The sequence below is a fragment of the Rhodophyticola sp. genome (assembly GCF_965284195.1).
In the GTDB taxonomy this organism is placed as follows: Bacteria; Pseudomonadota; Alphaproteobacteria; order Rhodobacterales; family Rhodobacteraceae; genus Rhodophyticola.
The window spans coordinates 1,326,261-1,339,792 of the sequence record NZ_CBDIRM010000001.1; the positions used below are offsets into that span (position 1 = coordinate 1,326,261).

At 64.1% G+C, this 13,532-nt stretch carries 15 protein-coding genes; 14 read left to right on the forward strand and 1 reads right to left on the reverse strand.

Going from position 1 to position 13,532, the window contains the following annotated elements; all coding sequences use genetic code 11:
* The first annotated feature begins 3 nt into the window (after nt 1-3).
* The 6 genes from trbL to ACQ651_RS06635 all read left to right on the forward strand — a co-directional run bounded on the left by trbL (nt 4) and on the right by ACQ651_RS06635 (nt 5,645).
* A complete protein-coding gene (trbL, locus tag ACQ651_RS06610; RefSeq protein ID WP_430448822.1) occupies nt 4-1,290 on the forward strand; it encodes a P-type conjugative transfer protein TrbL in 1,287 nt (428 codons plus the stop codon).
* Nucleotides 1,290-1,973 (forward strand): conjugal transfer protein TrbF, encoded by a 684-nt coding sequence (trbF, locus tag ACQ651_RS06615; protein ID WP_430448823.1) that lies wholly within the window; start codon nt 1,290-1,292, stop codon nt 1,971-1,973. The genes trbL and trbF overlap by 1 nt, the downstream gene beginning before the upstream one ends.
* A complete protein-coding gene (trbG, locus tag ACQ651_RS06620) occupies nt 1,970-2,950 on the forward strand; it encodes a P-type conjugative transfer protein TrbG (protein ID WP_430448824.1) in 981 nt (326 codons plus the stop codon). Before trbF ends, trbG begins: the two co-directional genes overlap by 4 nt.
* Nucleotides 2,947-4,146 carry a TrbI/VirB10 family protein gene (locus tag ACQ651_RS06625; RefSeq protein ID WP_430448825.1) on the forward strand — a complete coding sequence of 400 codons (1,200 nt, stop codon included), beginning with the start codon at nt 2,947-2,949 and terminating at the stop codon, nt 4,144-4,146. The genes trbG and ACQ651_RS06625 overlap by 4 nt, the downstream gene beginning before the upstream one ends.
* Nucleotides 4,143-4,376, forward strand: coding sequence for a DUF2274 domain-containing protein (locus ACQ651_RS06630; RefSeq protein WP_430448826.1), 234 nt, complete (start codon nt 4,143-4,145; stop codon nt 4,374-4,376). Before ACQ651_RS06625 ends, ACQ651_RS06630 begins: the two co-directional genes overlap by 4 nt.
* Before the next feature lie 90 nt (nt 4,377-4,466).
* Nucleotides 4,467-5,645, forward strand: coding sequence for a Fic family protein (locus ACQ651_RS06635; RefSeq protein ID WP_430448827.1), 1,179 nt, complete (start codon nt 4,467-4,469; stop codon nt 5,643-5,645).
* A gap of 237 nt (nt 5,646-5,882) precedes the next feature.
* Here the strand turns inward: ACQ651_RS06635 and ACQ651_RS06640 are convergent, their stop codons facing one another.
* On the reverse strand, nt 5,883-6,893 hold the full coding sequence (locus ACQ651_RS06640; protein ID WP_430448828.1) for a GlxA family transcriptional regulator: 1,011 nt from the start codon (nt 6,891-6,893) through the stop codon (nt 5,883-5,885).
* Between the two features lie 141 nt (nt 6,894-7,034).
* Between ACQ651_RS06640 and ACQ651_RS06645 the strand changes: the two genes are divergently transcribed.
* The 8 genes from ACQ651_RS06645 (at nt 7,035) to ACQ651_RS06680 (ending at nt 13,528) form a co-directional block, all read left to right on the forward strand.
* A complete protein-coding gene (locus ACQ651_RS06645) occupies nt 7,035-8,012 on the forward strand; it encodes a homocysteine S-methyltransferase family protein (RefSeq protein ID WP_430448829.1) in 978 nt (325 codons plus the stop codon).
* A gap of 206 nt (nt 8,013-8,218) precedes the next feature.
* Nucleotides 8,219-8,431, forward strand: a complete 213-nt coding sequence (locus tag ACQ651_RS06650; RefSeq protein WP_430448830.1) for a hypothetical protein — start codon at nt 8,219-8,221, stop codon at nt 8,429-8,431.
* A gap of 22 nt (nt 8,432-8,453) precedes the next feature.
* Nucleotides 8,454-9,671 carry a flavin-containing monooxygenase gene (locus tag ACQ651_RS06655; protein ID WP_430448831.1) on the forward strand — a complete coding sequence of 406 codons (1,218 nt, stop codon included), beginning with the start codon at nt 8,454-8,456 and terminating at the stop codon, nt 9,669-9,671.
* A gap of 30 nt (nt 9,672-9,701) precedes the next feature.
* A complete protein-coding gene (locus ACQ651_RS06660; RefSeq protein ID WP_430448832.1) occupies nt 9,702-10,331 on the forward strand; it encodes a hypothetical protein in 630 nt (209 codons plus the stop codon).
* A 69-nt stretch (nt 10,332-10,400) separates the two neighbouring features.
* Nucleotides 10,401-11,771 (forward strand): MATE family efflux transporter, encoded by a 1,371-nt coding sequence (locus ACQ651_RS06665; RefSeq protein WP_430448833.1) that lies wholly within the window; start codon nt 10,401-10,403, stop codon nt 11,769-11,771.
* On the forward strand, nt 11,768-12,370 hold the full coding sequence (gstA, locus tag ACQ651_RS06670) for a glutathione transferase GstA (protein ID WP_430448834.1): 603 nt from the start codon (nt 11,768-11,770) through the stop codon (nt 12,368-12,370). The genes ACQ651_RS06665 and gstA overlap by 4 nt, the downstream gene beginning before the upstream one ends.
* Complete coding sequence (locus ACQ651_RS06675) at nt 12,370-13,059, forward strand: methyltransferase domain-containing protein (protein WP_430448835.1); 690 nt, start codon at nt 12,370-12,372, stop codon at nt 13,057-13,059. The genes gstA and ACQ651_RS06675 overlap by 1 nt, the downstream gene beginning before the upstream one ends.
* 82 nt (nt 13,060-13,141) lie before the next feature.
* On the forward strand, nt 13,142-13,528 hold the full coding sequence (locus ACQ651_RS06680; RefSeq protein ID WP_430448836.1) for a hypothetical protein: 387 nt from the start codon (nt 13,142-13,144) through the stop codon (nt 13,526-13,528).
* Nucleotides 13,529-13,532: the final 4 nt, after the last annotated feature.

The following is a 13,532-nucleotide window of genomic DNA, read 5'->3' on the forward strand; positions in this document are numbered from 1 at the left end:
GGAATGGGCGGCATCAGTGTCATTGACCGGTTTCTCGAGGTCTTCGCCTCCTATATAGATTCCGGCTTCGGCCTTCTGGGTGGCGACGTCGCCTTCCTCGCCACCACGCTGATCGTCATCGACATCACGCTGGCCGCCCTCTTCTGGGCCTGGGGTACGGATGACGACATCATCGCCCGGCTGGTGAAAAAGACCCTCTTTGTCGGGGTCTTCGCCTATATCATCGGCAACTGGAACACGCTGGCCCGGATCGTTTTCGACAGTTTCGCGGGCCTTGGCCTGGTCGCCACCGGCGGCACGATCTCCGCCGGTGAACTGCTTCAGCCGGGGCGCATCGCGCAGGTCGGGCTCGAGGCCGGGCAGCCGATCCTCGCCTCCATCGCCGACCTCTCCGGGTTCGTCGCCGTCTTCGAGAACTTCATCCAGATCGGGATCCTGTTCTTCGCCTGGCTGGTGGTCCTGCTCTCGTTCTTCATCCTTGCGATCCAGCTTTTCGTCACCCTGATCGAATTCAAGCTGGCCACGCTGGCAGGCTTCATCCTCGTGCCCTTCGGCCTCTTCAACAAGACCGCCTTCATGGCCGAACGCGTGCTGGGCCTTGTCATTTCCTCCGGCGTCAAGGTTTTGGTGCTGGCCGTCATCGTCGGCATCGGCTCCACCATCTTCAGCGAATTCACAGCCGGGTTTGCGGGTGAGCCCACGATCAATGACGCCATGTCGGTCGTCCTTGGTGCGCTGGCGCTCCTCGCCCTCGGCATCTTCGGCCCCGGCATCGCGAATGGCATCGTCTCGGGCGGGCCGCAGCTTGGCGCAGGCGCCGCGGTCGGCACCGGTATCGCCGTGGGCGGTGCCGCGGTCGCCGGTGCCGCCGGAACCCGGATGGCCCTTGGCACCGGTGGCGCGGCCCTGCGCGGTGCCAGCGCTGTCGGCAGCGGAACCGCCACTGCATACCAGCTCGGCGCGGCCTCGCGCAGCACAGGCCTCGGAAAAACCGTCGGTGGCGCGGCTGCGGTCGGAAAGACCGGTGCCGTCGCCGCCTTCAGCCCGCTCCGGCGCGCGATCTCGGACGGCGCGCAGTCCGGCACCCGCGCGGCCTATGCCGCAACCGGCGGACGCATGGCGGGTGGCGCCCTACCCGCCCAGGCCAATGACGGCCCACCCGACTGGGCGCGCCGGATGAAGCGCCAGCAATCCCTTCAACACGGCCTCTCGACGGCCGCCCATGTCCTCCGCTCCGGCGATCATGGCGGCGGCGGCACGGTCGTCAGCCTCTCCGAAAGGTCCTCCTGATGTTCCGACGCCCCAGTGTTCGCTACGGCACCACGCCCGAGCCCATCACCCCCTACCAGAAGGCCGCGCAGGTCTGGGACGAGCGTATCGGCTCCGCCCGCGTCCAGGCCCGCAACTGGCGCCTTATGGCCATGGGCTGCCTCGCCCTGTCGGCCGGGCTCAGTGCGGCTCTCACCTGGCAATCGACGCGCAGCAGCGTCGTCCCTTACGTGGTCGAGGTCGACAATCTAGGTGCGGCACAGGCCGTCGCCCCGGCCCTTGCTGAATATCGCCCGACCGACCCGCAGATCGCCTGGCATCTCGCCCGCTTCGTCGAGCATGTCCGGCAGGTCCCGGCCGACCCCATTGTGCTGCGCCAGAACTGGCTTCGTGCCTACGATTTCGCCACGGATCGCGGCGCCATTGCGCTGAATGACCATGCCCGCGTGAACGATCCCTTCGCCCTGGTCGGCGACACGCAGGTTTCCGTCGAAGTCTCGAGCGTCATCCGCGCCTCGGATACGAGCTTCCGCGTCGCCTGGATCGAGCGGCGCTACGAGAACGGCCAGCTCGCCACGACTGAACGCTGGACCGCCATCCTGACCGTCGTGATCCAGCCGCCGCGCGATGCGGAGCGCCTGCGGGCCAACCCGCTCGGCGTCTATGTCCACGCCATCAACTGGTCGAGGGAGAATGCCCAATGAAACGACTTCGCCCCATCCTCGTTCTTCTCCTCGCGGCCACCGCGCTAACGGCCTGCACCGGACAACGCCCGCCCGAGATCGCCTATGACGACCAGGTCCCGGCCCTTGCGCCACCGCCGGCACCACCCCCGGCCGAGGGGCCACCCCGCCCCGTCCACACGCCGCCTGCCTGGACGCCCTCCCGAGGCGGCGATCCGGAAGCGGATACGCCCGAGGCGCGCATCATCGCTGCCAATGCCGCCGCTCGGGTCGAACCCCGCCAGCAGGGCTATTACAACGCCATGCAGGTTTTTCCTTGGAGCGAAGGCGCGCTTTACCAGATTTACGCCGCCCCTGGGCAGATCACCAATATTGCGCTCGAACCCGGAGAACGCCTGACCGGCCCCGGCCCAATCGCAGCAGGCGACACCGCGCGCTGGATCATCGGTGACACCACAAGCGGCGCGGGCCGCACCGAGCGCGTCCATATCCTCGTCAAACCCACGCGCCCCGACATCTCCACCAATCTCGTCGTCAACACCGACCGGCGCACCTATCACATCGAGTTGCACGCCGACGAGGAGACCTGGATGCCCAGCGTTGCGTGGGCCTATCCAGTGGTGCGATCCACGCCCCGCGCCCCGACAATCCGCCGTCCCGCGATCCCGCCCGAGGCCGAGCGGCACTACCGTTACGGCTTGCAGGGCGACGCCCCGCCCTGGCGGCCGGTCTCGGTCTTCGATGATGGACGGCGTGTCTATGTCGTGTTCCCGCCCGGCATCGCCCAGGGCGAAATGCCTCCGCTCTTCGTGATCGGCGCGGATGGACGCGGCCAGATCGTCAACACCCGCGTTCTCGGCAACGTGCTGATCGTGGACCGCCTGTTCGGGGCCGCAGAACTGCGTCTCGGCGAAAGGCAGCAACAGGTCGTACGGATCGTAAGGACGGATAGCGATCAGCGCCCGCCGCGCGCGCCACAACCGGAGGCGGAGCGATGACACAGACCCCTGATATGCGAGAGCCGACACGCACCGAGGAAAACATCGCCCAGGAGCTTCGCCTCAGGCCCGATCCGCCCCGTGTCATGCGCCTGTCCCGCCGGGCCATCGCCCTTGCCACCGCAATCGGCGGACTTGGCCTTGGCGCAATCCTGATCGTGGCCCTTCAGAACAACCGGCAGGAGGGCAACCAGACCGAGCTCTTTTCCACCGAGCGCATTCAGGCGGCTGAAGGGCTGTCGACGCTACCGCGAGATTACGCCGATGTCCCGCGTCTCGGCCCGCCCTTGCCCGGTGAGCTGGGCCGCGCCATCCTTGGGGCGCAAGATCGCGGCCAGCCGGTCCCGGCACCGCCCCTTTCCGGTCCATTGGCCCCCACAGTCGACCCGGAGGAACAACGCCGCCTTCAGGAACTCGACGCCGCCCGGCTGAGCGCCCTTTTCGCCGAGGCGCAAACCGTGCCGCGCGGCGGAGCACAGGCCACACCGACGCCCCCCGCGACCGGCGCGCTCTTCCCCTCCACATTGGGCAGCCCGACGGCAAACGATCCGGTCTCAAACCGGGAGGCGTTTCCCACCCGGCCCGGAAACACAGACACCGTCAGCGCGCAGCGCATGACGCCGCCGCCCAGCCCCTACATCCTGCAGGCCGGCACGGTGATCCCGGCCGCCCTGATCACCGGCCTACGCTCCGACCTACCCGGCCAGATCTCGGCCCAGGTGACTTCGAATGTCTATGACAGCCCGTCGGGGCGGTACCTGCTGATCCCGCAAGGCGCTCGGCTTCTGGGAGAATACGACAGCCGCATCGCATCCGGCCAAAGCCGCCTGCTTCTGGTCTGGACCCGCCTCATCCTCCCGGACGGCCGATCGATTGTACTGGAACGCGCACCCGGCACTGACGGAACAGGCGCGTCCGGCCTGCAGGACCGGGTCAACTATCATTGGGGTCGCGTCTTTCTCGCCGCAGGCCTCGCCACGATCCTGAACCTCGGCCTGGAAAGCGGGGCCGACAGCGAGGATGACGTCGCCCGCGCCATCCGCGAGGCCGCGCAAGACACGATCGGACGGACCGGGGACGAGATCGTCCGACAGCAGCTCGCCGTCCCGCCGACACTGACGATCCGCCCGGGCTTCCCCGTCCGCGTCATGGTCACCCGCGACCTGATCCTCGAGCCCTTGGGAGAAATCCGATGACGAAGCTGAAGCTTGGCCCGATCCATGACGACAAACCGGTCAAGCTGACCGTGGAACTTCCCGCCGATGTGCACCGTGACCTTATCGCCTATGGCGAAATCCTCGGCCGAGAGACGGGCCAGCAGCCGATCGAACCCGGAAAACTGATTGTCCCCATGCTAGAGCGGTTCATCACGACGGATCGGGGGTTCGCCAAGGCGCGGCGAAGCCGCACAAAAGAAAGCCCATAGGCCGCCAAATAAAGCCCCCTTTAATTGCACATCTCCTTATTAAAGTAATTTCCATCTTGCTTTAATAACGAGAGTCAGCAAGAATAAGTGATGATCGACGCCGCACCCAACCCGCGCCTGGGACGATACATCGAAACACCTGTCGCGGGCGAGACCGTGCGTGCCTTCGTGCCGCCGCCCTTGCCGCCCGATCCTCCAATCGATGTGCTGGGCCTGATTGACCGCCTCAGCCTCGCGGAACGTGCGCTTGGCCGCCTCGATGGGATCACCATGCTCCTGCCGCGACAAGAGTTGTTCCTTTACATGTATGTGCGCAAGGAAGCGGTGCTTTCCTCGCAGATCGAAGGCACGCAGTCGACCCTATCCGATCTCCTGCGCTTCGAGACCGAGGCGCAGGACGGCGAGCCGATCGACGACATCCGCGAGGTGTCGAACTATGTCGATGCAATGATGCATGGCCTCGAGCGGCTCGACACCCTGCCCCTGTCGCTGCGCCTCATCCGCGAGATGCATGGCCGCCTTCTGCAAAGCGGTCGCGGCGAGACCAAGGCCCCGGGTGAGTTCCGTCGCACCCAGAACTGGATCGGCGGCAGCCGTCCCGGAACCGCCCTCTTCGTGCCACCCCCGGTGAGTGAGTTGGAAACTTGTCTCGACGCGCTGGAGCGCTTCTTTCACGACGAGACCTCGCGCCTGCCCGCGCTCATCCGGGCCGGTCTGATCCATGTTCAGTTCGAGACGCTCCACCCCTTCCTCGATGGCAATGGCCGCATCGGGCGATTGCTCGTAACGCTCTACCTCTGCGTCCATGGCGTTCTGCGAAGCCCACTGCTCTATCTCAGCCTCTACCTCAAGACCCATCGCGCCGAGTACTACCGGCTCCTGCAGGATGTTCGCGAGAAAGGCGACTGGGAGGCCTGGCTGGACTTCTTTCTCACCGGTGTTACCGAAACAGCAAACCAGGCCTTCGACGCGGCCACCCGGATCGTGGACTTGTTCAAGGAGGACCGGGAACGCATCACTTCGGACAGCGCCCGAGCCGGTTCAGCCTTGCGTGTCCACGACTGGTTCGAACAAGCACCCTTCCTGACTTCGGGGCAGCTGGTGGAGCGGACCGGGCTGACCGCACCGACCGTGAACGCAGCTCTGGCCGATCTGGAGCGTCTCGGCATCATCGAGGAGTTTACGGGTCGAAAGCGGGGAAGGGTCTTTCGCTACCACCGCTACCTGGAAATTCTTAATGAGGGTACGGATCCCGTTGGGACAAGCTGAAGTGACGATGCCATAGCTGTCCCATCCCGGATGATCACATTTCCCCTCGGCGCTCGGCCCTCCCATGCCGATTGCACACGGATCGCACATCGGCATCCCCTAACCGCCTCACCTCGCTAGGGATTCGGTCCGATCCTCCATGAGCGCTGTGCACGACAGCACGGCTTGCGAAACTGTGTTCCAAGGCAACTGAGAGTTTCTTAACCGTCAGGTTTCCTGACAGCCCCCTCGCAATCCTCAGGCGTGCAGTGGCGCAAGAGCCTGCCATTTCTTCCGGTAGGCCGAAGCGGAGATCCCAACGCGCTTTCGAAAGGCCGAACGGAAGCTCGACGGCTCGGAATATCCTACCTCTGCCGAGATCTCGTCGATCGGCGAAGTTGTGGTTTCGAGAATCTGCTTTGCCTCCTCGATCCGAAGGGTCTGGATGTAATCGCCCGGTGCCTGACCCGTCACCTTCTTGAACCGGCGATGGAATCCGCGCTCGGTCATGCCGCTCTGCTCCGCCATGGTGGCGACAGGACTGGGGGTGTCATAATGCTGCGCCGCCCAGACCTGTGCTTGCGCGATCAATTGGTCATCGTGCTGACGTCCGGATGTCAGTGACGCATAGGTCAATTGCCCGTCGAGATGCGGGTCGATTAGGTAGATCTTGGCAATCCGGCGGGCTTCATCCGCGCTGGCGAAACGTCTGATTAGGTACAGCATGAGGTCGGCCCAGGCCGACGCCCCGCCAGCTGTGACGACGCGGTGTCCTTCTCCCGCGGGTACGAGAATGCGGTCCCGGCAGACTTTCACCTCGGGGAACTCACGGTCCAGCATGTCGGCAAAGCCCCAATGCGTGGTCGCCTCCTCGCCGTCGAGCAATCCGGCCGCACAAAGCAATACGGCGCCGGAACAGACGGATGTGACAATCGCTCCCCTCTCATGGGCCGCCCCCAGCCAGCCCGCGAACGGTCTCAGGTCTTCGGGCAACCCAGCGTTCGGGTCGAAATGCAGATCGGGCACGATGACAAGATCCGGTTCAGGGGCCTCGGTAAGCACGGCATCTGGCGTGATCTTGCGGCCATTAACGTCCCAGTACGGGGCACCATCCGCTGTTCTAAGGCTGACATCGAACATCGGGACCTGCATCGGAAGCCCGTGCAGCATTTCCCAATCACGTCCCACCGAAGCGAGGACGTCGAGGATCGAGAACAGCACCGACGTACCAGCATGGCGTGATCCGATAACGGTCGTACTGATGGTCATTTTACCCTCCAACAGGCTCATGGTGTCTGAAAATCACCGTTTTGATCCAGTACTCCTCTAATGCGAATCGACCCAAACGTCCATGACCCTGCCCATGACATCGGCCGAACTGGCCATTCAATCATGAGAAAGGATCAAATGATGACCATTCAAAACCAAACCGCAGCCTTCCACACGGACGTGACCCGCAGCTACCTCGCTGACCCGCGCACCTACCTGACCGATGGCGGGTTTGAGACCTCCATGCTGTTCCTCGAAGGGTTCGACTTGCCGGCCTTCGCGGCCTCTGTGCTGCTCGAAGACGATGCCGCCTGTTCGGCGATGGACCGTTACTTCGACCGCTTCCTCGCGATGGCCGAGAGGGCGGGAACCGGTTTCGTTCTCGACACCAACACATGGCGCTCCGGGACACATTGGGCCGACGCAGTCGGCCGTTCGCCCGCCCAGATGCAGGAGCTCACCCGTGAGGCCGTCAGGTTCGCCATGGCGATCCGGGCCCGGTGGCAAGATCGCGTATCGCCGATCCTGCTCAATGGCGTGATCGGACCAGCCGGCGACGCCTATGATGGCACGCTCACCCTGGATTCCGCCACCGCCGAAACAATCCACGCGCCGCAGATCGCGTTGCTCGCGACCTGCGGGGTCGATCTGGTCAGCGCGCTGACCTTCGGCAGCATGCCGGAGGCGATTGGGTTCGCCCGTGCAAGCGTCAAGGCCGGTGTGCCCGTTGCGATCTCTTACACGGTGGAGACGGACGGACGCCTGCCGGACGGAACACAGCTCGCGCGCGCCGTTCTGGAAACGGACGCCGCAACCGGAGGTGCACCGCTGTATTACATGATAAATTGCGCGCATCCCGAGCACTTTCGAGACGTTCTGACCGACGAAGCATGGTGCCGCCGCATCCGCGGTATTCGCGCAAACGCATCGCGGCTGAGCCACGCGGAACTCGACGAGGCAGAGACCCTTGACGATGGCGACCCCGAAGAGTTCGGCACGCTCCATGCAGATCTTTCCCGAATGCTCCCGGCGCTGAAAGTCGTCGGCGGGTGCTGCGGCACGGATCACCGGCATGTCGGCTGCATGGCGGACGCCATGCTTCTCTTCACCTCGGCCTGACCTCCTCCCTACGTTCCGGCCCGCGAACAACCGATATTGATCGGTCATTGCGGGCTGGCCCTGCGCGGATTGTGGCGTCGAAACCGCCGCGGACTACCAAAGGGAAAACGGCGTCGCTTCGGTCGAGACCCAGCGCCTGCCGAACGATCCCTTCAATGTAAACTTTATCGCCCGTTTCAAAACCGGCCAACACAAGGACCAAAGACATGACCATGATTTCCATCCACGCCGGCGCACCGCGCCGACCACCTTCGAGCATCGCAAAGGCGCTCCGCGACCGGCTGGCAGAAGCCGCGAAGCGGCAGCGCATCCGTAAGGAGATGAAAGAGCTTTCGAAACTCCCCCGCCACCTTCTCCGAGACATGGGGCTGGAGCAATACGCCGCCCCGCGTGAGCCCACCATCAACATCCATTGGTGATGCACCCTCGAAAGGACAGAAAATGAACAGAATTAAACGCGGCAGTACGATCGTGATCGGCGCGGGGCTCTCGGGCCTTGCCGCCGCCCATGCCCTGACCGAACGCGGGCTGCCCGTTACCGTGCTGGAAGCACGGGACAGGGTGGCCGACCCCTGGCGGAACCGCCACCCGGCTCTTCGCCTGAACATCCATCGCAAGTTCGCCGGGCTGCCGGGACAGGCGGCGCCGAAATCGGACGGCACGTACCTGAAGCGCGACACGGTCGTTGCGCATCTGGAGCGCTACGCCGCACGGCTGAATGCGCCGATCCATTTCGGCGTTGCCGTGACGGCTGTCGTACGCATCGGAACCGGATGGCGGGTCACGACCAACGCCTCGGAGTACGAGGCGGAGAACCTCGTCCTTGCGACCGGAAGGGACAGCATTCCTGACATGCCGGACTGGCCGGGGCACGACGCCTTTGCCGGAGAGCTGTTGCACGTGGCCGATCTCGGCGATGTGTCCCGCTTCGATGGCAAGCGCGTGCTGGTCGTGGGCGCGGGTAACTCCGGCACGGACGCGCTGAACCACTTGTCCCGGCACAATCCGGCCGAGGTGATGGTTTCGCTGCGCTACGGCCCGGCGGTCGTGCCGAAAAGCATCTTCGGCTATCCGATCCACGGGTTGGCACGCGTCTTCGCGGCCCTGCCGAACGCGGTGCTGGACCCGGCCTTCAGGCTGACGGAAAGGCTCTTTCTCGGCGATCTGCGGCGGTACGGGCTGACCAGTCACCCTGACGGCGGAAGCACGCGGCTCTTGCGTGATGGGGTGACCTTCGCGATCGACGAAGGTTTCGTCGCGGCCCTGAAGGCAGGACGCTTCCGGATCGTGCCGCGCGTCGAGGGGTTTTCCGGCGACACCGTCGCTCTGGCCGATGGATCGGTCTACCGCCCGGATATCGTGATCGCGGCGACCGGCTATCGCACGGGGCTCGAGCCGCTTTTCGGCCAACTGGGTGTGCTGGATGAGAACGGCCGCCCGCACCATCCGATGGGCGAGCGCGATCCGAAGCGACCGGGCCTCTGGTTTGCCGGTTTCAAGCCGATCTACACCGGTTTCTTCGACGCCGCGGGCATTGCCGCCAGCCGCATCGCCACCGGTATCGCCGCCGACGCGCGCCACGTCACGCACTCCAAAACTTCCGACATGCGCGCACCGCATGTCGCCCACCAGCGCCCCGCACCCGCGGACGCATCCTAAACCTTAAACACCAATAAAAGGACCTACCCCATGAAACACACGAATCTACTTCTCGCCGCTGCCATTGCGGCCATGCCCTTCGCTGGACACGCGGGTGAACCGCTTCCCGCCTTTGACGTGGCCGAAGACATCTCTCGCTTCGTCTTCTCCGCGGCGCCGGTCTTCGACGACGGTATGCCCGCCTATGGCAATGCCTTCATCACCCAGGGCTATCTGTACCCCGCCGGTACGCTCGAAGGTGGCGTCGAGGGCACTCTGCCCAACGGCGACCCGGCCTTCCCGGACCTCGTGATCGGGGAATGGACCTGTGACGGGTACTTCATCGGCGACGGCATGCGCACGGAAACGGGCGCCCTCGTCATGACCCGGCAGGTCTACCGTTTCAACGATGGCGATGTGCTGATCAGCCATGGCGCCGAGCTTGTCGATACTGGCGTGACCGTCACGCGCGCCGTCACCGGCGGGACCGGCGACTATGCCGATGCCCCGGCCGAGATCAACCAGGTGCTGCTGGGCATGAGCGATGGCTACGGTGTGCGGTTGCAGATCGAGCTGGGCGGCGGCTCTGCGAACGCCGATGGCGAAGAAGACCACACCGAGTGGGATTCCGGCGTCCCGGTCGGACCCATGCCGACCTCGGGCTCCCATGAGGCCGGCTGAGGCCGGTTCATCATTATCGGAAAGGCGCGGAGGTCACTCTCCGCGCCCTCCACGGCAAAGGCTGAACCAATGACCTATTTTGATATGCCGCGCGTTGCCGGCAATCCCTTGAGACATGCCGCTCGAAAGGTGAGCAAGGCCGAAACATGGGCCCTATTGCGGCTTGCCGCGCCTTTGACCGGTCTCGCGCTGGTCAACATGGCAATGAGCGTCACCGACACGCTGATGACCGCCGCGTTCGGGGTGGAAGCCCTTGCCGCAGTCGCCGTTGCAAGCGATTTCTATTCGATCCTCTTCTACCTCGCCGTCGGCTGTATCGGCGGTCTCGGGCCACTCTATGCGGCGGCCCATGCGGCGGGCGACCCGGATCGGTTGTCACGGCTCAGAACGGCCGGCACCATCACTTGTCTCCTTCTCGCCTTGCCGACCTGTGGCCTGCTCTGGCACACGCCGGCGCTGCTGAGCCTGCTCGGCATCGATCAGAACCTTACCGATGCAGGGACGGGCTACGCCCGGGCGATGGCGTGTACGCTGATCCCGATGCTGGCGGTGGGCGTCCTGCGCACGCGCCTGACGGCCATCGAACGCCCAGGTGTCATGCTGCGGATCACCTTGTGCGCGGTGCCGCTCAATGCCGTATTCAACTACGCGCTTATGTATGGCGCCTTCGGTCTGCCGGAGCTTGGCGTGACGGGCGCGGGCGTGTCGTCCTTGCTGGTTAGCCTGCTGACGCTTGCCGCCTTGATGCGGGAGGCGCGCCGCGTTGGCGACAGCGGGTCAGGCCGCGTGGACCCAGGCGATGTAGCCGCGATCTTTCGTATCGGGATCCCCATCGGGGTCGCCACACTGGCCGAGGTCGGTATCTATCTGGGGGCCACGATCTATGCCGCGTCGCTCTCCGTCACGGACGCGGCCGCACATTCCGTCGCGATCCGTCTGGCGGGCATCGGCTATGCTTTCTATTTCGGCCTGCAGCAGGCCTCGATGACCCGGCTGGCACGGGTCGATCCCAAATCGTGCCGCGAAGGCGATGTCGTTGGCACCACGATGGTTGTCGGCGTCGCGATCGGTCTGTCGATTTGCACCACCTTGCTGATCGTGGCGGCCCCGGTCGCCAACTACGTGCTGCAAGGCTCGACGCCTGCTGCGATCAGCGCCGCAATTACCGTGATCGGCGTGCTCGCCGTGGCGGAGCTGTTCGGTCCGACCGGCGCAGGTGCTGCGGGATTGTTACGGGCAAGGCAAGTGACGCGCCCGGTCATGGTCTATTCGCTGATCGGGAACTGGCTGGTCTCTGCACCGCTGATCGCTGTTTTCACGATCGCCTTCGACATGGGGGCGGTCGGGATCTGGATCGCGATGGCCACCGGAACGGTCGTCTATTCGAGCCTGTGCGTCTGGGCCCTTCGCAACTTGCCAGCGGTGGGAGTCGAGACATGAAGCTCTATTTCATGCCCGGCGCCTGCTCATTGGCGGCCCACATCGCAATGTGCGAAGCGGCCCTGGAGTTCGATCTCGTGGAGGTGGATTATCAGACGCGCCGCATGGACTGCGGCAGCGATTATCGCACGATCAATCCGAAGGGCTCCGTCCCGGCCCTGAGGCTTGCCGATGGCTCGGTCCTAACCGAAGTTCCGGTGATCCTACAGTACGTCGCTGACGAAGCACCCGACACGAGGCTGCTGCCTGCCTCCGGCATGCGGCGTTTGCGGGCGCTGGAATGGTTGAATTTCATCGCGACCGAGATCCACAAGAGCTTCAGCCCGCTTTTCCGGCCAACGACACCGGACGCCTTTCTTCAGCCGGGCAAAGCACATCTTCGCAGCAGGCTGGGCTTTGCCGAGCGTCACCTGTCCAACAGAACCTACCTGATGGGTGACGATTTCTCTCTGGCTGATGTCTACTTGTTCACTGTTTGCCGCTGGCTTGCGGACCAGAACATTTCCCTCGGCAACTGGCCGGCCTTGCAACAGCACTCTGAGAGAATTCGGTTTCGACCACCTGTCCGGAAGGCTTTGGATCGAGAGGGGTGCAAGTGATGGCTCATCCGAGAGGACCGATTACGGACCGGCAGGTAATGTATCGCGAGATGCAGCGCACCATTCCCGGCCTCGACGCGATGTACCGGCTCGTTCACGCGCTGATCGCCAGCCACGCGCAAGCGGCACCGCAGGTCCTGGTCGTCGGGGCGGGTGGCGGAAGGGAGATCGAGGAGTTCCGGAACAGTGACAGCATCGGATGTATCACGGCAATTGACCCGTCGGCCCGAAATCTTGAGACCGCACGGGCCGCAGTCGGGCGATCCGCCGCATCGCCCGATGTCAGTTTCATCGTCGGAACCGTCGATGACCTGCCCGACGACGAGAAATTCGATATCGTGACATCGCTGCTAGTGATGCATCACCTGCCGGACGACGGCAGCAAGCTGGACTATCTGAGAGGGCTTCGCCAAAGGCTCGCCCCCGGCGGGCAGTTGATACATGCGGACGTGTGTTTCGATGAGAACGAGGACTTCGACCGATTGACACCCGCTCTTCGGGCGCACGCGGATATTCTTGGCGTGTCAGCAGACGCGGTCCGGCTGGAACTCGAAGCGATCCCAAAACTGCCTGTGGTATCCGGCGCTCGGACCGGAGTCCTCTTTTCCGAGGCAGGTCTGACGGAGCCGCAAGAGGTTTTCCGCACACTTTGGTATCGCTGCTGGGTCAGCACGGGCAGCCAGATATGATTTGCACTGCGAATAATCCCTTCAACCAATGGGTTAGGCACGTCCGTGCCTGCCCACTCACCCTCAAACCACGGAAGCCCCCATGACTGCTCGCATCCTTCAGATCTGCCTCTCACTCATCTTTGTCCTTCTTGGGTCCTGGTGCCTTTTCTTCCCGGGCATGGTCATCGAGGTGACATTCCGGCCGGAGCTTGCCTTCGCCACCGAACAAGCCCGGTTCATCATGGGCTGCTTCGGGGCCCAGGCCGTGTTGACCGGCACGATCATCTGGACGGCTCGTTTCACGCCGACAACCTTCCTTGTGTTCGGCCTGGTCGGGTCGATCCCATTCTTTGTCTTCAATTTCTGGTTCCTGTTCATCGAACCGGTCTTAAACCAATGGATGCTACTCGACTTCATTGGCAACCTGGGGATCCTGATTACAGGAGTCTGGGGGTGGCAACTCAGCAAACAAGAGCAGCGCATCTAACACG